This is a genomic window from Rhodoplanes elegans (assembly GCF_016653355.1).
GTDB classification, from domain to species: Bacteria; Pseudomonadota; Alphaproteobacteria; order Rhizobiales; family Xanthobacteraceae; genus Rhodoplanes; species Rhodoplanes elegans.
Window position 1 is genome coordinate 1 of sequence record NZ_NHSK01000233.1, and the last position, 20,334, is coordinate 20,334.

A 20,334-nucleotide genomic window follows, 5' to 3' on the forward strand; every position below is an offset into this window, starting at 1 on the left:
GCCCCGACCCACGGGGCGATCGCGCCGGACGGCTTCGACCCGTGGCGCGAGGCGTTCCGCATCATCCAGGGGCGCGAGATCTGGCAGGCCTACGGCGACTTCGTCGAGACCAAGCGGCCGCGCTTCGGCCCCGGCGTGCGCGAGCGCATGGCGTTCGCCGCGACTGTCACCGAGGCGGCGGCCAACGAGGCCTATGCCGTGAAGGCGGCGGCGCTCGCCTGGATTCGCGGCGTGGTCAAGCCCGGCACCGTGCTGGCGCTGCCGACCGTCCCGTGCGTCGCGCCGAGGGCCGACGCGCCGCAGGACCTGCTCGAGTCGTTCCGGGTCCGGGTGATGCGCCTCACCTGCACGGCCGGGATGGCCGGCCTGCCGCAGGTGACGATCCCGGTCAGCACGATCGAGGGCTGTCCGGTCGGCCTCTCCTTCATCGGCTGGGCGGGCGGCGACGAGGCGCTGCTCGACCTCGCGGTGCGGCTCGCGCCCTTCGTCGGCGCCACCGCGGAGTAGCGGCCCCGCACTTTCTCTCGGATTGGTATACGAAGCGTGGACGCGGCGCCCGTTGCACGGGCGCAACGCGCGCCGGCATTCGGCCTCGCGTCTTCGTGATCACGACGGTGTTCCGTCCCGGCGGCCGCGCAAGACATCCTTCACCGGCGTCGCGGACAGTCTGCGCCCTCGCGGACACTGCCGCGATCGCGCCCGGGATCGAACCAATCCGGTCACCGACGCACCTTATTTGCGCCCGATCGGCCCACCAGATGACAGGGGTCGACCGGGTGGGACGATCCGCCGGCCGGCGGCCGCGAGGCCAGACCGAAAGAACCCCCGGCACGCATCCGGCGTGCCTTTCCGGAGACTGCGCAATGCCCCGTACCGAGCTGCGAACCTTCGAGACCGACGCGCCCCCGGCAGCCGCCCGCACCCCGGCCGACAGCAAGGTCGAGCGCGCCGAGACCGGTCGCCCGACCGGCCGCGAAGCCCGCCGCACCACGACCGACCGTTCCGCCGTCGCCTACTGCGTCGACAACGACCTGATCTGATCCCGATCTGATCAGCGTCGGCGCTCCGAGGCGCTGGTCATTCCGGGGCGGTGCACAGGGCCGAACCCGGAATCCAGCGGCGGTGCCGGAGTTCGGGGTTGAATTCCGGGCTCGCGGCTTCGCCGCACCCCGGAATGACGGTCGCGGACCTCTCTCAATACTTCATTGGCACGTAGAGCTCGGCCGGGAGCGTGCGGCGCTCGTAGTTCGGGTTGAACACCCGGTCGGGCAGCGCGATCGGCACGTGCGGCACCGGCTCGTAAGGAATCTGCTTCAGCAGGTGGTCGATGCAGTTGAGCCGCGCGCGCTTCTTGTCGTTGCCCTCGACGATGAACCACGGCGCCTCGCGGATGTTGGTCCGGAACAGCATGTCCTCCTTGGCGCGCGTGTAGTCCTCCCAGCGCACCCGCGACTGCAGGTCCATCGGGCTCAGCTTCCACTGCTTCATCGGATCGTGGATGCGCATGAGGAAGCGCATCTGCTGCTCCTCGTCGGTGATCGAGAACCAGTATTTCAGGAGGATGATGCCGGAGCGCACCAGCATGCGCTCGAACTCCGGCACGTCGCGGAAGAACTGCTCGACCTCGTCTTCGGTGGCGAAGCCCATCACCCGCTCGACGCCGGCGCGGTTGTACCAGGAGCGGTCGAACAGCACGATCTCGCCGCCGGCCGGCAGATGCGGCACGTAGCGCTGGAAGTACCACTGGGTGCGTTCGCGCTCGGTCGGCGCCGGCAGCGCGACGACGCGGGCGACGCGCGGATTGAGCCGCTGGGTGATGCGCTTGATGACGCCGCCCTTGCCGGCGGAGTCGCGCCCCTCGAAGATGACGACGATCTTCGCCTTGGTGTGCTGCACCCAGTCCTGCAGCTTGATCAGCTCGGCCTGCAGCGTGATCAGGTTGCGCAGATAGTCGCGGCGATCGATCGAGGGCGGGTGCGTCCGCTTGTAGATCTTGCGGATCTCTTCCGACAGGGCCGGCTCGGACAGCTCGAGCTCGTAGTCCTCGTCGAGCGTGTCGGCGAGCTCGGCGTCGAGCCAGTCGAGGCCGCCGTTCTCCGACCTGACGTCGCCGGCATGGCCGTCTCCGGCACGACCGTTTTCCGAATTGCCGTCGCCCTGCTTGCCATTGCCCGACTTGCCGTTGCCGGGCTTGCGGTCGTCCATCTGTCGCTCCGGTGAAGTCGCTGAACCGGCGAAGGGAATCGCCGGTCCAGACAGTGCCCGCGAGTGTGCGACAGTTCGATGACAAAGTCCGCGCGGCCGAGGGTCGCGCACCCTGCCCCGGGCCCCTCGAGTCACGCCGGATGGGCGGCGATCCAGGATTTCATCTTACTCACCAGCTCGGGAACCGGCAGTCGGGCGACGTCGTCCTTCGAGTAGCCGCGCTCGGTGAGGTCGACATACATCGCCGCCATGAAATCGTTGAAACGGCTCCACACGGCCGCCGGGCCGCGCGTCCGGGTCCCCCGCTGCGCCGAGAGCCAGTTCCGCACCTCGGTGAGTGCACGCAGCGGATCGTTGCCGTGGACGGCAATATCCGAGTTCGACATATCGGAGATCGCGGCCTGATAGCGATAACGCTCGGCTTCGAGGATCAGGCACCGCTTCGCGTTCAGGGATCGCGTGCCGAAGACCCGGCATCCGACGTCGAGTCCGAGCTCGAACGGCATGTTCAGGCGATAGAACTCGCCGCGTCGGCTCGCTCTCAGGCGCGATAGGTCATGGATGGCGAATTTCGACGTTCGGATGAGATCGATGATCTTGAGAACCCGCGGCTGCCCCGAGTCGGTCCTCTCCAGCGCAATTCTCGGCGCGAGGCCGAGATCGATCACGCAGAACAGAACAGGGCGAAGAATCGAAAGGTAATCGTCGTCGAAAGGGCAATTGATGAAGACATTATCCGAAAATGACATGCCGCAGACGCCCCCGGCACTCCTATCCGAATTTTTGCTTGGCGTAGGTATCGTGGCTGCGGACCGTCCCGTCCTTGCCGTGAACGAAAAGCTCGCCACCATTCTTGCGAAGCTTGTCACGCGCATAGGCGACGGCATCGGCCTGCTTGTCGAACGTCCGGGAGGCCCGTAACGCACCGGACTGTCGCACGCTCCACCCGCCGTTCGGCGAAGGCATCACGTGATGCTGGTCACGCTTCATCGCAACCTCCGTCCAGAGCTTCGACCATAGCGCCGGCCCGCCGGCCGACACAAGCGTCGTTTGTGCCGGCGGCGCGACCACAACCCACCGCTCGTCTCCCGTCACACCCGTGTCGGGTAGTTCGGGCTCTCGCGCGTGATGGTCACGTCGTGGACGTGGCTCTCGCGCAGGCCGGCGGCCGAGATCTTCACGAACTGCGCCTTCTCGTGCAGCTCGGCGAGCGTCCTGGCGCCGACATAGCCCATGGCGGCGCGCAGCCCGCCGGTGAGCTGGTGGAGCACGGCGCCGGCCGGGCCCTTGTACGGCACCTGCCCCTCGACGCCCTCCGGCACCAGCTTGAGCGAGTCCTTGATGTCCTGCTGGAAGTAGCGGTCGGCCGAGCCGCGCGCCATCGCGCCGACCGAGCCCATGCCCCGATACGTCTTGTAGGAGCGGCCCTGATAGAGGAACACCTCGCCGGGCGTCTCGTCGGTGCCGGCGAGCAGCGAGCCGATCATGGCGCAGTCGGCGCCGGCGGCGAGCGCCTTGGCGAGATCGCCCGAAAACTTGATGCCGCCATCGGCGATCACCGTCACCTTGGCGTCGCGGGCGACCCTGACGGCGTCCATGATGGCGGTGAGCTGCGGCACGCCGACGCCGGCGACCACGCGGGTGGTGCAGATCGAGCCCGGGCCGATGCCGACCTTGACGGCGTCGGCGCCGGCGTCGATCAGCGCCTTGGCGCCGTCGGCCGTGGCGATGTTGCCGGCCGCCACCTGCACGGCGTTGGACAGCTTCTTGATGCGGGTCACCTGCTCGAGCACGTGGCGCGAGTGGCCGTGCGCCGTGTCGACGACGATCAGGTCGACGCCGGCCCCGATCAGATGCTCGGTGCGGGCATAGCCGGAGTCGCCGACCGTGGTCGCCGCGGCGACCCGCAGGCGCCCCTGCGCGTCCTTGCAGGCGTTGGGGTTCGCCACTGCCTTCTCGATGTCCTTCACGGTGATCAGGCCGACGCAGCGATACTGGTCGTCGACGACCAGGAGCTTCTCGATGCGGAACTGGTGCAGCAGGCGCTTCGCCTCCTGCTGGCTGACGCCTTCGCGCACCGTGACCAGGCGCTCCTTGGTCATCAGCTCGGAGACCTTCTGGTCCGGATCATGGGCGAAGCGCACGTCGCGATTGGTGAGGATGCCGACCAGCCGGCCCTCGATTCCGGCGTCGGTGGTGACCACCGGGATGCCCGAGATCCGGTTCTCGGCCATCATCCGCAGCGCCTCGGCGAGCGGCGCGTCCGGCCCGATGGTGAGCGGGTTCACCACCATGCCGCTCTCGAACTTCTTCACCTGGCGCACCTGGGCGGCCTGCGCCTCGGGCTCGAAGTTGCGGTGGATGACGCCGATGCCGCCGGCCTGGGCCATGGCGATCGCCATGGCGGACTCCGTCACCGTGTCCATGGCGGAGGCGATGATCGGGATGTTGAGCGGGATCTCGCGGGTGAGGAAGGTGCGCACGTCGGCCTGCGAGGGCAGCACGTCGGACAGGCCGGGCTGCAGCAGCACGTCGTCGAAGGTGAGGGCCTCGCGCGGGGGGGCGTCGGACAGAACGGCCATGCCAAGCTCCTGGTCGCCGCAGGGGTCTCGGAGAAAGCGAATCCGGCCCGGTCGTCGTCGACCGGGAAGACTCGAACGCCCCTGTACGGAGTTGGCGAGGGTGGTTAGCACGCGCCTGCGACAATGGGAAGGCGGTAGCGCCGTGGCGCGCCGGGCGGGCCGGGGCGATCGGCGGGGCCAGGCCGAGCGGCCACCGGCCCGAAGCCGTCGTGAACCGGGCCGGCGCGGAGGGCTACCAACCGGCAGCCCGTCGGTAGAGAGATACGCCCATGCCCACGCTCCGATCCACGCTCGGCCGGATGGCCGGACCCGTGCTGTCGCTCGCCGTCCTGATGGCGGCGGGGGCGACGCCCGCGGCCGCGACCGAGACGGCCGGCGTCCCGGACGCGCGCTCCTGCTTCGATTCACGGACCTCGCTCGACGCGCGGTTCGCCGCCTGCAGCCGGGTGATCGACGCCGGCGGCGAGGCGGGCCGCGATCTCGCCGTCGCCCACTGCAACCGCGCCCATGTCCGCATCGAGCGGCGCGACCTCGACGCCGCGCTCGCCGACGTCGACGCCGCGATCCGGATCGACCCGACCTTCGCCTGCTCGTACAGCAACCGCGGCCGGGCGCTCGCCTTCAAGGGCGACGTCGACGCCGCCGTCGCGGCCTATGACGAGGCGATCCGGCGCGACCCGCAGTTCGCCATCGCTTACAACAACCGCGGCGACGCCTTCCTGACGAAGGGGGACGTCGATCGGGCCATCGCGGATTTCGACCGCGCCCTGGCGCTCGCCCCGGACTTCGTCCTCGCCTACGACAACCGCGCCGGCGCGTATCTCAGGAAGCGCGATCACGTCCGCGCGCTCGCCGATCTCGACCGGGCGATCGCGATCGCGCCGGACCGCGCCATGTCCTATCTGGTGCGCGGCAACGTGTATCGCGGAATGCAGGACTACGAGCGGGCGATCGCCGACTACGGAAAGGTGGTCGAGCTGTTGCCGGACGACGCGCGCGGCTGGCGCAATCGCGGGCTGATCCACCTGTTGCGCTACGAGGACAAGAAGGCGCTGCCCGACTACGACCGGGCGATCGCGCTCGATCCGGCCGACGTCTACTCCTACAACAACCGGGCCCGGGCCCGCATCGCGGTCGGCGACCGCAAGGGCGCGATCGCCGACTTCCGCAAGGCCCTGGCGCTCAGCCCCGGCCTGCCGCAGGCGATCGACGGGCTGAAGAGCCTCGGCGCCAAGCCGTGACAGCGAGCGCCGTGACGCCGACCACCGTGAGGCCGAACCCTGACGGCGCGCCCGCGGACGGGCGCGCCCTCCACTCCACGTCGCGAGGACGGCGCCGCGCTCACCGCCGCCAGCCGGGGGGCGGGCCGTGGCGCTCGATGGCGTCGACGATCTCGCGGTGCTTGCGGTTCTCGCGGGTCATGTAGACGCTGATCACGGCGTGCGCCGAGGGCACCAGCATGATGATCGGGAACGTGAAGATCGTCAGCAGCGTGAGCACGACGCTGAGGGCCAGCAGGACGAGATTGAAGATCGCGGCGAACGGCTGACCGTTCACCAGCAGGCCGAGGGGAGGCAGGAAGACCGCCAGGACGTAGATCATCGCCGCGTCGCTCCGGGGCACGGGGTGAGGCGCGCGAAGGCGCCGTCGAACCGTCATGTAGGGGCTCGCGCGACGCGCGCAATCCGGGGTGCGGCAGGCTGACTCCGGGGGGCGTATGGGCGGTGCTGTGGCACCGTTTTCCCGTGCACCCTCTTGCCGGCCGGCGCGTCCCGGCGCATAGGCGGGGCCCGCTCGGGCCTCCATGCGGAGGCTCCCGTTCCGTCGCCGCCCGGTGTCCCTCCGCATGCCCCTGCCCCGCGAGCGCATCGTCCCGTTCATCGTCGCGGTCGCCCTGTTCATGGAGAACATGGACTCGACCGTGATCGCGACGGCCCTGCCGGCGATCGCGGCCGACATCGGCACCTCGCCGATCGAGCTGAAGCTCGCCATCACGTCGTACCTGCTGGCGCTCGCGATCTTCATCCCGATGAGCGGCTGGATGGCCGACCGGTTCGGCGCCCGCACCATCTTCCGCAGCGCCATCGTGGTGTTCGTCGCGGGCTCGATCCTGTGCGCGATCTCGGGGGCGCTGTGGCACTTCGTGCTGGCGCGCTTTCTCCAGGGCATGGGCGGCGCCATGATGAGCCCGGTCGGCCGGCTGGTGCTGGTGCGCAGCGTCGACAAGAGCCGGCTCGTTGATGCCATGGCGCTCGTCACTCTGCCGGCCCTGATCGGCCCGCTCCTGGGCCCGCCGCTCGGCGGCTTCATCACCACGTTCGCGAGCTGGCACTGGATCTTCCTCATCAACGTGCCGATCGGCGTGATCGGCTTCGCGCTGGTGACGGCCTTCGTCGACAACGTGAAGAGCGACGTGCCGGAGCCGTTCGACACGGCCGGCATGGCGCTGGTCGCGCTCGGCATCGGCGGGCTCGCCTTCGGTGCGACGGTGAGCACCGTCGCGTTCGTGCCGACCTGGGTGGCGGCGACGCTGCTCGGGCTCGGCGCCGTCGCGACCGCGGCCTACGTGGCCTATTCGCGCCGCGTCGCCAACCCGGTGATGGACCTGACGCTGTTCGCGCTGCCGACCTTCCGGGCCGGCGTCGCCGGCGGCTTCGTGTTCCGCATGGGCGCCGGCGCCCTGCCGTTCCTGATGCCGCTGATGCTGCAGATCGGCTTCCACATGACGCCGTTCGAATCCGGCCTGGTGACGTTCGCCACCGCGATCGGCGCCATGGTGATGAAGACGCTGGTGCCGAAGATTCTTCGCCGCTTCGGCTTCCGCGCCACCATGACGGTGAACGCGCTGCTCGCCGGCGTCACGATCGGGGCACCGGCGCTGTTCACGCCCTCCACGCCGGTGTGGATCATGATCGCCGTGCTGCTGGTCGGCGGCCTCTTTCGCTCGCTGCAGTTCACCAGCATCAACACCATCGCGTTCGCCGAGGTGGATCCGCGCCGGATGAGCCGCGCCACCTCGCTCACCAGCGTGTCGCAGCAACTCTCGGTGTCGGCCGGCGTGACGGTGGGCGCGCTGGCGCTGGAGACCGCGATGGCGCTGCGCGGCGACGCGGCGCTGTCCGCCGCCACCTTCCCGCCCGCCTTCATGACCATCGCCCTCCTGTCCGCCTCGGCGACGCTCCTGTTCGCGATGATGCCGAAGGACGCGGGTGCGGAGATGGCGCAGCGGAAGTGAGGTTTCGTGATCAGGCCGACAGGAGACGGTCGATCTCGTCGTGCGCCTCGGCGAGCACGATGGCCTGCGGGGAGCCCGGCGCCTCGGCCATGACGGCCGCGAACAGGCGGTCGCGCCGCCGCGGGTCGACGAGCCAGTCGACGACCTGCCGCATCGCCGCCTCGTGCCGCTCCCAATGCGCGTTGCCGAGGCGACGGTCCTCGAGCAGCGCGAACGGGTGCCACTCCCTGATCATCGTGCGACTGACCAGCGCGGCCATGTGCAGGGACGCCGCGAGGGCGGGGTCGGCGTCCCAGAGCGAGAGGAAGGGCGCCAGGTCGGTGTCGGTCCGGGCGATCATGCACAGCACGGCTTCCACGTCGTCGTCGCTGAACAGCCACTCGCCCGTGCCGGCTCGGCGGAACAGATCCGGGGGCCGCGCGAGCGTGTCCGTCCAGTAGGCGCGCAGGAACCGGTCGACGGCGTCGACCTCGGCCTTCGACCAGCAGTCGCGAAAATTTTGGCCGTCCCAGCCGAGCGGCCCGCGCCCGAGGCGGATCAGCGCGAGCTCCTTGCCACAGATCCGGAACCGCGCGTTCGCGGCCAGAAGCTCGAAGATGCGGGGCAGGAAGTGCCGGACCTCGTCCGCCGCCGACCCCTCGGAGACATGGTGGGCGGAGCCGAGATACGCTTCGATAAGCTCGCAGGACAGGTCCTCTCGCCGCGTGGTCGCGAGCGCCCGCGCCGCCTGCGCGGAGACGCAGCACGCACAGACCGTCGCGCTCCGGCCGCGCCAGCGGACCTCCGGAAACACCGCGTACGCGTCGCGGATCGCCTGCCCGAGCGCCTCGTCCGTCTCCGCCATGCCGCCACCCGGTGTCGATCAGACGATCCAGCCCCTGCGACCAGACCAGCGCCCAAAAATGTCGTCCAGATATCGTGCCAGCTCGGGCGCCTTCGGTTCGCACGCCCGAAGAGACGCGCCATTTCGACGACGCCTGCCTCTCACCGTCACCCTGAGATGGCCGCGCGCCCGCGCGAAGCGCGGGACCGCGGCCCTCGAAGGGCGACGGCCCGGGCCGCATCCTTCGAGGCCCGGCTTCGCCGGGCACCTCAGGATGACGGGTCGAGCCGAGACGGCGGAATACGCTCCGCCATTCCGCCCTACGACGATCCGGCGACGCTCGCTGAAGTCCAGGGCGGGGAAGCGTATTCTTGAACCTGACGGCGCCGGCCACGGTGGCCGAGCATCGAATCGAGAGAAGGACCAGCGATGAGCGACGACATCACCAGGGACAGCAACGGCAACCCGCTCGGCGACGGCGATTCGGTGACCGTGATCAAGGATCTGAAGGTCAAGGGGACGTCGGAGACGATCAAGCGCGGCACGCTGGTCAAGACCATCCGGCTGACCGGCAATCCCGGCGAGGTCGAATGCAACACCAAGCAGGTCAAAGGCCTCGTGCTGAAAACGGAGTTCCTCAAGAAAGCATAGCCCCGCTTTGCGGGTCCGCCGGGCGCGACCGCGAAGCGTATTGCGCCGAAGCTCCTGCGCGGGCCGCGATGCCGAGACGGTGGAATACGCTCCGCTGTTCCGCCCTGCGACGATCCGGGCTGAGCTTGCTCTCTGTCATGGCCGGGCTCGTCCCGGCCATCCAAGTCTTCGCTGCAAAACGAACGCCAAACGTGGATGCCCGCGACAAGCGCGGGCATGACGACTCGGAGCTGAAGGTGCAGGGCGAGCGACGCGAAGCGTTGCCCGCGCCGTCCGGCACCGCTATTCCGACCGCGTGGGCACGGCGCCATGCGCCGCGCCCACCCTACGACTCGGACACCTGCCTAAAACCCATCGCCAGCACGTACAGCTCGGCCGAATCGGCGCGGCTGGCGGCGGGTTTGACGTGCTTGACCTTGGCGAAGTCGCGCTTGAGGTCGGCCAGGAGATCACCCTCCGTGCCCCCGCGAAGGACCTTGCAGAGGAAGGAGCCGCCGGGGCTCAGGACTTCGCGGGCGAACATCGCGGCGGCTTCGGCGAGCGCCATGATCTTCAGGTGGTCGGTCTGGCGATGGCCGGTGGCGTTGGCGGCCATGTCGGACAGCACCACGTCGGCCGGGCCGCCCAAAAGGGCCTTCAGCTTGGCGGGCGCCGTGTCGGCCAGAAAGTCGAGATGCAGGAGGTCGACGCCGACGATCGGCGGCATGTCGAGGATGTCGATGCCGACCACCCGGCCCTTGCGGCTCTCAGCGCCGACGCGTTTGGCCGCCACCTGGCTCCAGCCGCCCGGCGCCGCGCCGAGGTCGACGACGCGGCCGCCCGGCTTGAAGAGCTTGAAGCGGTCGTCGAGCTCGATCAGCTTGTAGGCGGCGCGCGAGCGAAAGCCCTCGCGCTTCGCCCGCGCCACATAGGGGTCGTTGAGCTGGCGGTCGAGCCAGAGCTTTTGGGCGAGCGTGCGGCTCTTCTTCTTCTTGACCTGGACTTTCAAAGGCCGGTTGCGGTCGGAGGTGGTCATGGGGTGCTCGGGTCGGTGGCGGCGCGCACCGGTGGTGCGCCTCTGCGAGGCGTCATGCGCGGGCGCGACCCGCGCATCCATCCTCGCGCAAAAGGGCCGCTCTTCGTAGAGGGATGGGTCGCCGGGTCAAGCCCGGCGACGACGCACGGGGTCGAGGTCGGCGCCAGTTGTTCCCTCTCCCCGCGTGCGGGGAGAGGTAAAGCGCCCGCTGCGCGGGGAGAGGTAAGACGCCCGGGGCGCAGCGAAAACCTCACGCCTGCGCCCACACCCCGTCGGCCCGCATCATCTTGACGAGAATCCCCTCGCGAAGGCCGCGGTCGGCGACGCGCAGGCGGGGGCACGGGAAGGCGCGGCGGATCGCCTCCAGGATGGCGCAGCCAGCGAGCACCAGGTCGGCCCGCTCGGCGCCGATGCAGGGGTTCGCCACGCGCTGGCGGTAGCTCATGGTCATCAGCCGGTCGATCACGGCGGCGATCTCGTGGCCGCGCAGCCAGCAGCCGTCGACCCGGCGGCGATCGTAGCGCGGCAGATCGAGGTGGACGCCCGCGATGGTCGTCACCGTGCCCGACGTGCCGAGCAGATGCATGCCGCCGAGGTCGCGCGCATGCGCCTTGGCGAAGTTCGTCAGCGCGACCGACACGTCGGCCACCATGGCGTCGAAGGTGGCGCGGTCGACCGTGACGCCGCCGAACCGCTCGGCGAGCGTGACGACGCCGATCGGCAGCGACACCCAGCCCTGGATCACCGGCTTGGGCGGGCCGCGGCCGGCGGCTTCCGAGCGGCCGAGCCGGACCAGCTCGGAGGAGCCGCCGCCGATGTCGAACAGGATGGCGCCGCGCGCGTCCGGGTCCATCAGCGGCGTGCAGCCGGTGGCGGCGAGCTCGGCCTCGGTGCGCTGGTCGACGATCTCCAGATCCAGCCCGACCAGCTCGCTGATGCGGGCCTGGAACTCGGCGCCGTTCCGGGCCGCCCGGCAGGCCTCGGTGGCGATCAGCCGGGCGCGCGTGACGCCGCGCGCCTTCATCTTGTCGCGGCACACCGCGAGCGCGTCGACGGCGCGCGCGATGGCGGCGTCGCCGATCCGCCCGGTGAGCGAGACGCCCTCGCCGAGCCGGATGATGCGCGAGAACGCGTCGACCACCCGGAACGCCGAGCCGGTCGGCCGCGCCACCAGCAACCGACAGTTGTTGGTGCCGAGGTCGAGCGCCGCATAGGTCGGCCATGACCCGGGGGCCGACCGAGCGATCGGCTCCGTGGCGGCCGCAGTCGGCCAGCCCGGTCCGGGGCGCTCGGGCGCCCCCTCCCTCCCCGACCGCGCCGGTCCGAGGAGGCCGGTGGTGGGGGCCTCTTGATCCATCAATCGCCTTCGCGCCGGCCGCCGTCGCAGGCGCCGAGCGTCATCACGATGTGTTGTTTCGTCGACTCGAAGTGTAACAGGCCTTCCCGCCGACGCAATTGCCACAGCGTGGCGACGCATTCGTTGCACTGCGGAGGCGTTCAAAGGAATGAATCGTGAAGCGCTCCTTATTCGCGGTTTGTCCGGGGCGCCCGGATGGTCTAGATCTCCGGCTTCCCATGCCCCCGGCTCCTGGACACCGATGACCTCTCCCGACGACGCCCGTCTCGCAGGGTCGCGCAAGCCCCTGCCCGACTCCTTGCCCCATTGGTCCGACGCCCGCTTCGCGGTCGGCCAGCCCGTCCCGCGCACCGAGGACCCGGTCCTGGTGCGCGGCCAGGGCCGCTACACCGACGACATCGCCCTCGCCGGCCAGGCCTATGCCGTGATGGTGCGCAGCCCGCATCCGCACGGGATCATCCGCGGGATCGACACCGAGGCGGCGAGCGAGATGCCGGGCGTGCTGGCCGTCTACACGGCCGCCGATCTGACCGACTGCGGAACGCTGAAATGCGTCACGCCGCTGAAGAGCCACGACGGCACGCCGCTCGCCAAGCCGCCGCGCCCGCCGCTCGCCACCGACCGGGTGCGCTTCGTCGGCGATCCGGTCGCCGTGGTGATCGCCGAGACGCTCGCGCAGGCGCGCGACGCCGCCGAGGCCGTGGGGCTCGACATCGACCCGCTGCCGGCCGTCACCACCACGACGGCGGCGATCGCCGAAGACGCGCCGCAGCTCTACGCCGAGGCGCCACGCAACATCGCGCTCGACTGGCGCACCGGCGCGACCGCCGAGGTCGCGGCGGCCTTCGCGACCGCCACCCATGTGGTGCGGCTCGACCTGACTGTCAGCCGCGTCGTCGTGGTGCCGCTCGAGCCGCGCGCCGCGGTCGCCGACTTCGATCCGGCGAACGGCCGCTTCACCCTGCATCTCGGCTGCCAGGGCGCCTTCGGCATGCGCGGCCAGATCGCCGACCTGATGCAGGTGCCGGTCGACAAGGTGCACATCCTCACCGGCCATGTCGGCGGCTCGTTCGGCATGAAATCGGCGGCGTTCCCTGAATATGCCTGCGTGCTGCACGCCGCTCGCGCCCTCGGCCGGCCGGTGAAGTGGACCGAGGACCGCAGCGCGAGCTTCCTGTCCGACACCCACGGCCGCGACCAGGAGCGCACCGCCGAGCTGGCGCTCGACGCCGAGGGGCGGTTCCTCGCCCTGCGCCTGACCGGCCACGCCGACATGGGCGCCTATCTCGGCCTCGTCGCGCCGCTGCCGCCGACCGTCAATGCGCTGAAGAACGTCGCCAGCGTCTACCGCACGCCGCTGATCGAGGTGCGGACGCTGTGCGTGTTCACCAACACGACGCCGATCGGCGCCTACCGGGGCGCCGGCCGTCCCGAGGGCAACTACATCATGGAGCGGCTGATCGACGCCGCCGCCCTGCAGACCGGCATCGACCGGCTGACGCTGCGCAGGCTGAACCACATCCAGCCGGAGGAGATCCCCTACGCGGCCGCCTCGGCGCTCACCTACGACTCCGGCGACTTCCCGGGCGTGTTCGAGCGGGCGTTGGCGGCCGGCGACCTGTCCGGCTTCCCGGCCCGCAGGCAGGCGAGCCGCGACCGCGGAAAACTGCGCGGCTTCGGGATCGGCAGCTACCTCGAGGTGACGGCGCCGGCGAGCCCCGAGATGGGCGGCCTCACCTTCGAGCCGGACGGCACCGTGACGTTCACGACCGGCACGCTCGACTACGGCCAGGGCCACGCCGCGCCCTTCGCCCAGGTCATCGCCGAAAAGCTCGGCATCCCGTTCGAGCGCATCCGGCTGCGCCAGGGCGACAGCGACGCGCTGATCGCCGGCGGCGGCACGGGGGGCTCGCGCTCCTCGGCGGCGAGCGGCACGGCGGCGGTCGAGGCCTGCACCAAGGTGATCGAGCAGGGCCGCGCCATCGCGGCCGCGATGCTGGAGGCCGGCGTCGCCGACATCGAGTTCTACGGCGGCCGCTTCACGGTCGCCGGCACCGACATGGGCGTCGGCCTCCTGGAGATCGCGCAACGTCTCAACGACGGCGCCGATCTACCTGAGGGCGTTCCGCAAAAGCTCGACGTGGCGCTTGTCAGCCCGGGCGCGCCCTCGACCTTCCCGAACGGCTGTCACGTCGCCGAGGTGGAGATCGACATCGACACCGGCGTGCCGGAGGTGGTGCGCTATCTCTCGGTCAACGACTTCGGCACCGTGATCAATCCGCTGATCGTCGACGGCCAGATCCATGGCGGCGTCGTCCAGGGGATCGGCCAGGCGCTGTTCGAGCGCGTCGTCTACGACGCCGACGGCCAGCTGATCACCGGATCGCTGACCGACTACGCCCTGCCCCACGCCAGCGACGTGCCGCCGATCGACACCGGCTATCACGGGGTGCCGGCGACCACGAACCCGCTCGGCGTCAAGGGCTGCGGCGAGGCCGGCTGCGCCGGCGGGCTCGTCGCGGTGATGAACGCGGCGATCGACGCGCTCGCGGAGCACGGCGTCCGCCATGTCGACATGCCGCTGACGTCCGAGAAGCTGTGGCGGCTGATGCACGGCGCCGACGCGGCGGCGTGACGTGACCCGGAGTGTCGCTGACGGCGCGCTCTCTTCCTTCTCCCCGCGTGCGGGAAGAAGGTGGCTCGCCGCGCAAGCGGCGAGTCGGATGAGGGGGCGTCTCCATATGCTCAGACTCGCGGCGACGCCCCCTCACCCGGACTTCGCGCCTGCGGCGCGAAATCCAACCTCTCCCCGCATGCGGGGAGAGGTGAAATCCTCGGAGGGCCTGCGATGACCGAGACCCGCCTGCCGATCGACGCCGCCGCCGCGAACGGGCGGGCCGCCGACCTGCGCGTCGTCATGGCGGTGAGCGCGGCGCATTTCGTCTCGCACTACTACATCCTCGCGCTGCCGCCCGTGTTCGAGATGGTGCGCGGCAGCTTCGCGGTCTCCTACACGGAGCTCGGCCTCGCGCTGGTCGTCTTCAACGTCGCCTGCGCGGCCGGCCAGACGCCGGCCGGCGTGCTGGCCGACCGCATCGGCGCGCGGCGCGTGCTGGTCGCCGGCCTCGCGCTCGGCGGGCTCGCGCTCGCCGCCGCCGGGCTCGTCGCCTCGTTCTGGCTCTTCGTCGTGCTGTTCGGGCTCGGCGGCCTCGCCAACGCCGTCTATCACCCGGCCGACTATGCGGCGCTGTCCGAGCGCATCGCGCCGGAGCGGATCGGCCGCGCCTATTCGATCCACACCTTCGCCGGGATGATGGGCGGCGCCGTCGCCCCGCCCCTGATGCTGTTTCTCGACAGCCAGATCGGCTGGCGCGGCGCCTTCGTGGCCTCCGCCCTGCCCGGCGTCGCGCTCGCCGCCTGGCTCGCGATCGCGGGCCGCGGCATCCTGCCGGTGACGCCCCGCCCGGCCGTCGTCCGAGGCGCCGCGACCGAGGCGAGCGGCTCGGTGCGGCTCCTCACCTCGCCCGTGATCCTGCTGAACTTCGTGTTCTTCGCCCTGTTCGCCGTGTTCCAGCTCGGGCTGCAGACCTACTCGGCCGTGGCGCTCGTCGCCGCCCACGGCCTGCCGCTCGCCGCCGCGAGCCTGGCGCTGACCGCCTATCTGCTCGCCTCGGCGGTCGGCGTGCTGGCCGGCGGCCTGCCGGTCGGCCGCATCAGCCCGGCCGTCCTCACCATCGCCGGCATGCTGGTGGTCGCCGCCTGCACGGTGGCGCTCGGGATCGGCACGATCGGCACCCTGGGCGCGGTATTGCTGCTCGGGCTCGCCGGCCTCGCCGGCGGCATGACCATGCCGGCGCGCGACATGATCGTCCGCGCCGTGACGCCGCCGGGCGCCTTCGGCAAGGTGTTCGGCTTCGTGACGACCGGCTTCAACCTCGCCGGCGTGCTCGGGCCGCTGCTGTTCGGGCTTTTGATGGACCACGGCCGCCCCGGCGGCGTGTTCCTGGTGGTCGCCGGCGCCTGCCTGCTGTCGATCCTCACCGTGCTGGGCGGTCGCCGACCGGTTACGGCGAGCTGAGCCGCAGCGCGGCCGGCGTGCAGCTCACTGCAGCGGCTGGCCCGGCACGCGGCCGCTGCGCAGATCGACGGCGATGCGCTCCAGCATGTCGGCCGCCCAGCGCTGGCCGCCGACCGACACCATCCGGGACAGCGCCTCGCACAGCAGCACCGAGACGACGGTCTCGATCGTGATCCCGTCGCTCTCCGCGTCGGCGATCGCGTCGCCGACGATCGCCTGGGCGTCGCCGAACCGTGGCGGGCCGGACGGGGCAGTCCTGTCGTCGTCGAAGACGCTCATCGAAATCTTCTGAAGTCTGGAGAGATCGGGTCGGCGCGGGGTGGCCCCTCTCCGCGCCCGAGCGGCCCCGGGCGACCGATCGATTTCGATTATTCTTGTAACACTATAACAAATTCGTCAATGGACCAGCGGTTGCGACCGCAGCGCAACATGGTGGTGGCATTGTGCGGCACATAACGTTACGGTATCCCCCATAGGAGCGAGCCATGTCCCGATCGGCGTGGCGGCGCCCTGATCCTGCGAGCCGCCCCATGGACCGGTTGTCCGCCGTCGACATCGAGCGTGTGCGCCACTCCTTCGACCGAGTGTGGTCGGAGTCGCAGCGCCTCTCCGACCTCTTCTACGCGCGGCTGTTCGAGACGGCGCCCGAGGTCAGGCCGCTGTTCCGCGGCGACCTGTCCGAGCAGAAGCAGAAGTTCCTCGGCACGCTCGCCGTGATCGTCGGCAGCCTGGAGAATGCCGCCGTGCTGATGCCGGCGGCCGAGACACTCGCCCGCCAGCACGTCGAGTACGGCGTCGCGCCGGATCATTATCCGGTGGTCGGCGAGGCGCTGCTTTGGAGCATGGCGCAGTGCCTCGGGCCGCACTGGACGCCGGAGATCGCCGCCGCCTGGACGAAGGCCTACGGCGCCGTCACGGGCCACATGATCGCCAGCGCCTACGCCTGACCGGACGGACCGCCCGAGCGGCGGCCACGGCGGCGACGGGTCCCGGGGCGGCGCACGACGGCGTGGAGCGCCGCGCCGGCAGGCCGTCATCGGGACGACGAACGCCACGCCCGCACCACCCTCGACAAGACCCTTCACGTCGCGGTATTGCGGACGCTGCACCGGTCGCGGAAGAAATCCCCGCGGGATTCCTGCCGCCGGCCCCCAAAGCATTGTGGTGATGCAGCGGTTTTGTAAACCGCAGAGCCTGGTTCGATTCCGGGTGGGGGCACCACGCCGTCGCGGCCGCCGACCCTGACCGGGCACGCCGTCCGGCAGACCGGGACCATTCCCACAGGCGCCACCGCTCGGCTCCGTCTCCCGCGGCGGACGGTTGCGCGTGCGGGGTGAACCTGCCTCGCCGCGAACGAGACGAAAGCGGGAGCACCGTCGCACCGCCTTCGCCGTCACGTCGCCGGCGCGGTCCGCGGGTCACCCTTCGATCGTCGAGACCAACATGACGCAGCACCTTGTCGTCGACCCTGTCGTCGTCATCGCCCCTGTGGTCGCAAACCCGGGCCGTGCCGCAGGGGCCGCCCCGGTGCCGCCCGCAAGGCCTCCCGAGCCGCGCCGGCCGGCCCGCGGCGCGAAAACGTCCGGCCGTCGCCTGATGCTGGCCGCCTGCGTGGCCCTGGCCGCCGGCATCGGCCTGCCCGAGCGATCGGCGGCGGAAGGGCGCGGCGCGCGCAGCGCCCGGATCAACGCGCTCGGCGCCGCCGGCAAGTACTCGGAGGCGATCCCGCTCGCCGAGGCCATGCTGGCGGACCTCGAGAAAGGCCGGCCGTCCAAGGACCTCGCCGGCGCCATGAACAATCTCGCGGAGCTCTACGGCCGCGTCGGCCGCGACGCCGAGGGCGAGCCGCTGCTCAAGCGCGCGATCGCCATCATGGAGCAGACGGGAGCGCTCGACTCCGTCGAGATCGCGCCGATGCTCAACAATCTCGCGGCGCTCTATCAGCGCCAGCAGCGCTACGCCGAGGCCGAGCCGCTGTTCCGCCGCGTGCTCGCGCTGTCGCAGAAGCAGCTTCCCTCCAACCATCCCGACCTCGGCCGCGCGATCAACAATCTCGCCACCAACTACGAACGGCAGGAGCGGCATTCCGACTCCGAGCCGCTGTTCCGGCGGGCGCTGGCGCTCTACGAGAAGGCGGCGGGTCCGGAGCATCCGGCCGTCGCGACCGTGCTCAACAATCTCGGCCAGGTCGTGAAGGTCGAGGGGCGCTACGACGAGGCCCAGCCGCTGATCAGGCGCTCGCTCGCCATTCGTGAGAAGGTGCTCGGCAAGACGCATCCGGACGTCGCGCGCTCGCTGAACAATCTCGCCGACCTCTATCAGCGAAAGGCGCGCTACGGCGACGCCGAGCCGCTGTTCGCCCGCGCGCTGGCGATCCGCGAAGCGGCCGTCGGTCCCGATCATCCCGACACCGCGACCGCGATCAACAATCTCGCGTCGCTCCATCTCGCCGCCGGCCGCATCGCGGAGGCTCTGCCGCTCGAGGAACGGCTGATCGCCGGTGGGCGCGCCCAGCCCCGCGTCGCGCTGCCGGTGCTGTTCGAGGCGGAGCAGCGCGGGCTGCTGCCACGCGAAAAGGCGCTCGACGAGGCGCTCGACGTGATCCAGCGCGGCACGCGGTCCTCGGCCGCGGCGGCCGTGAACAAGCTCGCGGCGCGGCTCGCCGCCGGAACCGATCGCCTCGCCGCGCTGGTGCGCAAGGACCAGGATCTCGCCGCCGAGGCCGTGCAGCTCGACAAGGCGATCGTCGCGGCGGTGTCGAAGCAGGCCGGACGCGATCCCGGCGCCGCCCGGCAGGCCCGCGACCGGCTCGCTGTGGTCACGCGAGAGCGCGCCGCCCTGCAGAAGACGCTGGCGATCGAGTTCCCGGACTACGCCGCGCTCTCCGATCCCCCGTCGCTCCCGGCCCGGGACGTGCAGGCGCTGCTGTCCGACGACGAGGCGCTGGTGCTGTTCGCGGTGTCGGAGACCGAGAGCTTCGTCGTCGCCCTCACGCGCGACGCCGCGACGTGGAAGCGCATCCCGTTCGGCGCCGGCGCCATGACCGAGAAGGTCGTGGCGTTCCGCCGCGGGCTCGATCTCGGTCGGCCGCGCGACGGCGATAGCCGCATGCAGCCGTTCGATCTGGCGCTCGCCGCCGATCTCTATGCCGCGCTGCTCGGCCCGGTCGAGCCGCTGGTCGCGAGCAAGGCGAGCCTGCTGATCGCGCCGGCCGGCGCCCTCACGGCGCTGCCGTTCCATCTTCTGGTGACGTCGGCGCCGCCGGCGGGCGTGCCCGACCGGTTCGAGGGCTATCGCACGGCGGACTGGCTCCTGAAGCGGCAGGCCGTGTCGGTGCTGCCGTCGCTCGGTAGCCTGAAGGCGCTGCGCCGCGCCGCGCAGCACGATCGCGCCGCCAAGCCGATGGCCGGCTTCGGCGATCCCCGGTTCGATCCCGCGGGCGAGCGCAGGGACGACCGCGTCGCCATGCGGAGCGTGACGGGCGTCGCCTACACGGAGTTCTGGAAGGGCGCCGGCGTCGACCGGGCGCGGCTCGCCGAATCCCTGACGCAGCTTCCGGAGACGGCGGACGAGCTGACCGCCGTCGCCAAGGATCTCGGGGCGCCGATGTCCGACGTCCATCTCGGAAGCGACGCCAGCGAGACCACGGTGAAGCGGCTGTCGCTCGCCGACTACCGGGTCGTCTATTTCGCCACCCACGGCCTGGTCGCCGGCGACGTAAAGGGTCTCGCCGAGCCATCGCTGGCGCTCTCGATCCCGGCCCAGCCGTCGGCCCGCGACGACGGCCTGCTCACGGCGAGCGAGGTCGCCGAGCTGAAGCTCAACGCCGACTGGGTGGTGCTCTCGGCCTGTAACACGATCGCCGGCGACAAGCCGGGCGCCGAGGCGCTGTCGGGGCTCGCCCGGGCCTTCTTCTATGCCGGGGCGCGCGCCCTGCTGGTGACGCATTGGGCCGTGGATTCGGCCGCCGCGACCCGCCTCACGACCTCGACCTTCGCCATGCTCAAGGCGGAGCCCGGGATCGGGCGGGCGGAGGCGCTGCGACGCGCCATGCTGGCCTATCTGAACGACGATTCGTCGCCCAAGAATGCCTATCCGGCGTATTGGGGAGCCTTCGCCCTGATCGGCGAGGGACGGAGCCGGTAGCTTCCCGGAGCCGGGCTCGCTGACCACCGGCGGATTTTCGTGCAAGCTCCGCGACAGCCAGCCACGACGAGAGGCCCTCATGGACGCCGCCGTGCCACCGATCATGGAGATGGTGATCTACGGCTGCGTGGTCGCCGCCTGCGTGCATCACCTGATCTGGGGGCGCCGGCGCGACGCGGAGCGGCTCGCCGAGATGCGTCGCCGGAAGGCGGCGGGACAAGACCCGGGCTGAACCGCTCGCC

19 protein-coding genes and 1 tRNA gene are annotated in these 20,334 nt (G+C 70.8%); 11 read left to right on the plus strand and 9 right to left on the minus strand.

Annotated elements, in window-relative coordinates; all coding sequences use genetic code 11:
• Positions 1–507: amidase family protein (locus tag CCR97_RS26185; RefSeq protein WP_244670676.1), on the plus strand; the 507-nt coding region annotated here is incomplete at its 5' end.
• Positions 508–863: 356 nt separating this feature from the next.
• The gene (locus CCR97_RS26190; RefSeq protein ID WP_170145765.1) at positions 864–1,040 is read left to right on the plus strand and encodes a hypothetical protein; all 177 of its coding nucleotides are present in this window, start codon (positions 864–866) and stop codon (positions 1,038–1,040) included.
• Between the two features lie 154 nt (positions 1,041–1,194).
• Here the strand turns inward: CCR97_RS26190 and ppk2 are convergent, their stop codons facing one another.
• The 4 genes from ppk2 to guaB form a co-directional block, all read right to left on the minus strand.
• Entirely contained in the window at positions 1,195–2,205 is a 1,011-nt protein-coding gene (gene ppk2, locus CCR97_RS26195; protein ID WP_111356553.1) for a polyphosphate kinase 2, read from the minus strand.
• Between the two features lie 131 nt (positions 2,206–2,336).
• Positions 2,337–2,954, minus strand: coding sequence for a hypothetical protein (locus CCR97_RS26200; RefSeq protein WP_111356554.1), 618 nt, complete (start codon positions 2,952–2,954; stop codon positions 2,337–2,339).
• A 22-nt stretch (positions 2,955–2,976) separates the two neighbouring features.
• A complete protein-coding gene (locus tag CCR97_RS26205) occupies positions 2,977–3,195 on the minus strand; it encodes a DUF2188 domain-containing protein (RefSeq protein WP_111356557.1) in 219 nt (72 codons plus the stop codon).
• Positions 3,196–3,296: 101 nt separating this feature from the next.
• A complete protein-coding gene (gene guaB, locus CCR97_RS26210) occupies positions 3,297–4,787 on the minus strand; it encodes an IMP dehydrogenase (RefSeq protein WP_111356555.1) in 1,491 nt (496 codons plus the stop codon).
• Positions 4,788–5,056: 269 nt separating this feature from the next.
• On the opposite strand from guaB, the gene CCR97_RS26215 reads away from it, so the two are divergent.
• Positions 5,057–6,028 carry a tetratricopeptide repeat protein gene (locus tag CCR97_RS26215; protein ID WP_244670677.1) on the plus strand — a complete coding sequence of 324 codons (972 nt, stop codon included), beginning with the start codon at positions 5,057–5,059 and terminating at the stop codon, positions 6,026–6,028.
• A gap of 100 nt (positions 6,029–6,128) precedes the next feature.
• On the opposite strand, the gene CCR97_RS26220 is transcribed toward CCR97_RS26215, so the two are convergent.
• Complete coding sequence (locus CCR97_RS26220) at positions 6,129–6,389, minus strand: hypothetical protein (RefSeq protein WP_111358458.1); 261 nt, start codon at positions 6,387–6,389, stop codon at positions 6,129–6,131.
• A 244-nt stretch (positions 6,390–6,633) separates the two neighbouring features.
• Here CCR97_RS26220 and CCR97_RS26225 point away from each other — a divergent pair, with 244 nt between their 5' ends.
• Positions 6,634–8,022 (plus strand): DHA2 family efflux MFS transporter permease subunit, encoded by a 1,389-nt coding sequence (locus tag CCR97_RS26225; protein ID WP_244670678.1) that lies wholly within the window; start codon positions 6,634–6,636, stop codon positions 8,020–8,022.
• 10 nt (positions 8,023–8,032) lie between these two features.
• Here the strand turns inward: CCR97_RS26225 and CCR97_RS26230 are convergent, their stop codons facing one another.
• On the minus strand, positions 8,033–8,866 hold the full coding sequence (locus tag CCR97_RS26230; protein WP_111358457.1) for a hypothetical protein: 834 nt from the start codon (positions 8,864–8,866) through the stop codon (positions 8,033–8,035).
• Between the two features lie 408 nt (positions 8,867–9,274).
• On the opposite strand from CCR97_RS26230, the gene CCR97_RS26235 reads away from it, so the two are divergent.
• A complete protein-coding gene (locus CCR97_RS26235) occupies positions 9,275–9,496 on the plus strand; it encodes an alkylphosphonate utilization protein (protein WP_111358456.1) in 222 nt (73 codons plus the stop codon).
• Between the two features lie 325 nt (positions 9,497–9,821).
• On the opposite strand, the gene CCR97_RS26240 is transcribed toward CCR97_RS26235, so the two are convergent.
• Both CCR97_RS26240 and CCR97_RS26245 read right to left on the minus strand, forming a co-directional pair.
• On the minus strand, positions 9,822–10,511 hold the full coding sequence (locus CCR97_RS26240; protein WP_111358455.1) for an RlmE family RNA methyltransferase: 690 nt from the start codon (positions 10,509–10,511) through the stop codon (positions 9,822–9,824).
• 250 nt (positions 10,512–10,761) lie between these two features.
• Positions 10,762–11,868 carry a Ppx/GppA phosphatase family protein gene (locus tag CCR97_RS26245; RefSeq protein WP_111358454.1) on the minus strand — a complete coding sequence of 369 codons (1,107 nt, stop codon included), beginning with the start codon at positions 11,866–11,868 and terminating at the stop codon, positions 10,762–10,764.
• Between the two features lie 241 nt (positions 11,869–12,109).
• Between CCR97_RS26245 and CCR97_RS26250 the strand changes: the two genes are divergently transcribed.
• Complete coding sequence (locus CCR97_RS26250; RefSeq protein ID WP_111358453.1) at positions 12,110–14,503, plus strand: xanthine dehydrogenase family protein molybdopterin-binding subunit; 2,394 nt, start codon at positions 12,110–12,112, stop codon at positions 14,501–14,503.
• Positions 14,504–14,716: 213 nt separating this feature from the next.
• Positions 14,717–15,946 (plus strand): MFS transporter, encoded by a 1,230-nt coding sequence (locus CCR97_RS26255; RefSeq protein WP_201160018.1) that lies wholly within the window; start codon positions 14,717–14,719, stop codon positions 15,944–15,946.
• A 24-nt stretch (positions 15,947–15,970) separates the two neighbouring features.
• On the opposite strand, the gene CCR97_RS26260 is transcribed toward CCR97_RS26255, so the two are convergent.
• A complete protein-coding gene (locus tag CCR97_RS26260; protein WP_111358740.1) occupies positions 15,971–16,225 on the minus strand; it encodes a hypothetical protein in 255 nt (84 codons plus the stop codon).
• Between the two features lie 251 nt (positions 16,226–16,476).
• Between CCR97_RS26260 and CCR97_RS26265 the strand changes: the two genes are divergently transcribed.
• The 4 genes from CCR97_RS26265 (at position 16,477) to CCR97_RS26280 (ending at position 20,324) form a co-directional block, all read left to right on the plus strand.
• Positions 16,477–16,893: a globin family protein gene (locus CCR97_RS26265; RefSeq protein ID WP_111358739.1), complete on the plus strand. Its 417-nt coding sequence runs from the start codon at positions 16,477–16,479 to the stop codon at positions 16,891–16,893.
• Positions 16,894–17,093: 200 nt separating this feature from the next.
• Positions 17,094–17,167, plus strand: a tRNA-Thr gene (locus tag CCR97_RS26270).
• A 375-nt stretch (positions 17,168–17,542) separates the two neighbouring features.
• Positions 17,543–20,092 carry a CHAT domain-containing protein gene (locus tag CCR97_RS26275; RefSeq protein WP_111358738.1) on the plus strand — a complete coding sequence of 850 codons (2,550 nt, stop codon included), beginning with the start codon at positions 17,543–17,545 and terminating at the stop codon, positions 20,090–20,092.
• 79 nt (positions 20,093–20,171) lie between these two features.
• Entirely contained in the window at positions 20,172–20,324 is a 153-nt protein-coding gene (locus CCR97_RS26280) for a hypothetical protein (RefSeq protein WP_170145959.1), read from the plus strand.
• Positions 20,325–20,334: the final 10 nt, after the last annotated feature.

Bases quoted from the DNA above. Each gene is read 5' to 3' on its own strand.
- CCR97_RS26245 (WP_111358454.1), bottom strand. From the start codon at position 11,868: ATGGATCAAGAGGCCCCCACCACCGGCCTCCTCGGACCGGCGCGGTCG.
- CCR97_RS26205 (WP_111356557.1), bottom strand. From the start codon at position 3,195: ATGAAGCGTGACCAGCATCACGTGATGCCTTCGCCGAACGGCGGGTGG.
- CCR97_RS26230 (WP_111358457.1), bottom strand. From the start codon at position 8,866: ATGGCGGAGACGGACGAGGCGCTCGGGCAGGCGATCCGCGACGCGTAC.
- CCR97_RS26190 (WP_170145765.1), top strand. From the start codon at position 864: ATGCCCCGTACCGAGCTGCGAACCTTCGAGACCGACGCGCCCCCGGCA.
- CCR97_RS26255 (WP_201160018.1), top strand. From the start codon at position 14,717: ATGACCGAGACCCGCCTGCCGATCGACGCCGCCGCCGCGAACGGGCGG.
- ppk2 (WP_111356553.1), bottom strand. From the start codon at position 2,205: ATGGACGACCGCAAGCCCGGCAACGGCAAGTCGGGCAATGGCAAGCAG.
- CCR97_RS26240 (WP_111358455.1), bottom strand. From the start codon at position 10,511: ATGACCACCTCCGACCGCAACCGGCCTTTGAAAGTCCAGGTCAAGAAG.
- CCR97_RS26265 (WP_111358739.1), top strand. From the start codon at position 16,477: ATGGACCGGTTGTCCGCCGTCGACATCGAGCGTGTGCGCCACTCCTTC.
- CCR97_RS26225 (WP_244670678.1), top strand. From the start codon at position 6,634: ATGCCCCTGCCCCGCGAGCGCATCGTCCCGTTCATCGTCGCGGTCGCC.
- guaB (WP_111356555.1), bottom strand. From the start codon at position 4,787: ATGGCCGTTCTGTCCGACGCCCCCCCGCGCGAGGCCCTCACCTTCGAC.
- CCR97_RS26280 (WP_170145959.1), top strand. From the start codon at position 20,172: ATGGACGCCGCCGTGCCACCGATCATGGAGATGGTGATCTACGGCTGC.
- CCR97_RS26250 (WP_111358453.1), top strand. From the start codon at position 12,110: ATGACCTCTCCCGACGACGCCCGTCTCGCAGGGTCGCGCAAGCCCCTG.
- CCR97_RS26220 (WP_111358458.1), bottom strand. From the start codon at position 6,389: ATGATCTACGTCCTGGCGGTCTTCCTGCCTCCCCTCGGCCTGCTGGTG.
- CCR97_RS26275 (WP_111358738.1), top strand. From the start codon at position 17,543: ATGCTGGCCGCCTGCGTGGCCCTGGCCGCCGGCATCGGCCTGCCCGAG.
- CCR97_RS26235 (WP_111358456.1), top strand. From the start codon at position 9,275: ATGAGCGACGACATCACCAGGGACAGCAACGGCAACCCGCTCGGCGAC.
- CCR97_RS26200 (WP_111356554.1), bottom strand. From the start codon at position 2,954: ATGTCATTTTCGGATAATGTCTTCATCAATTGCCCTTTCGACGACGAT.
- CCR97_RS26215 (WP_244670677.1), top strand. From the start codon at position 5,057: ATGCCCACGCTCCGATCCACGCTCGGCCGGATGGCCGGACCCGTGCTG.
- CCR97_RS26260 (WP_111358740.1), bottom strand. From the start codon at position 16,225: ATGAGCGTCTTCGACGACGACAGGACTGCCCCGTCCGGCCCGCCACGG.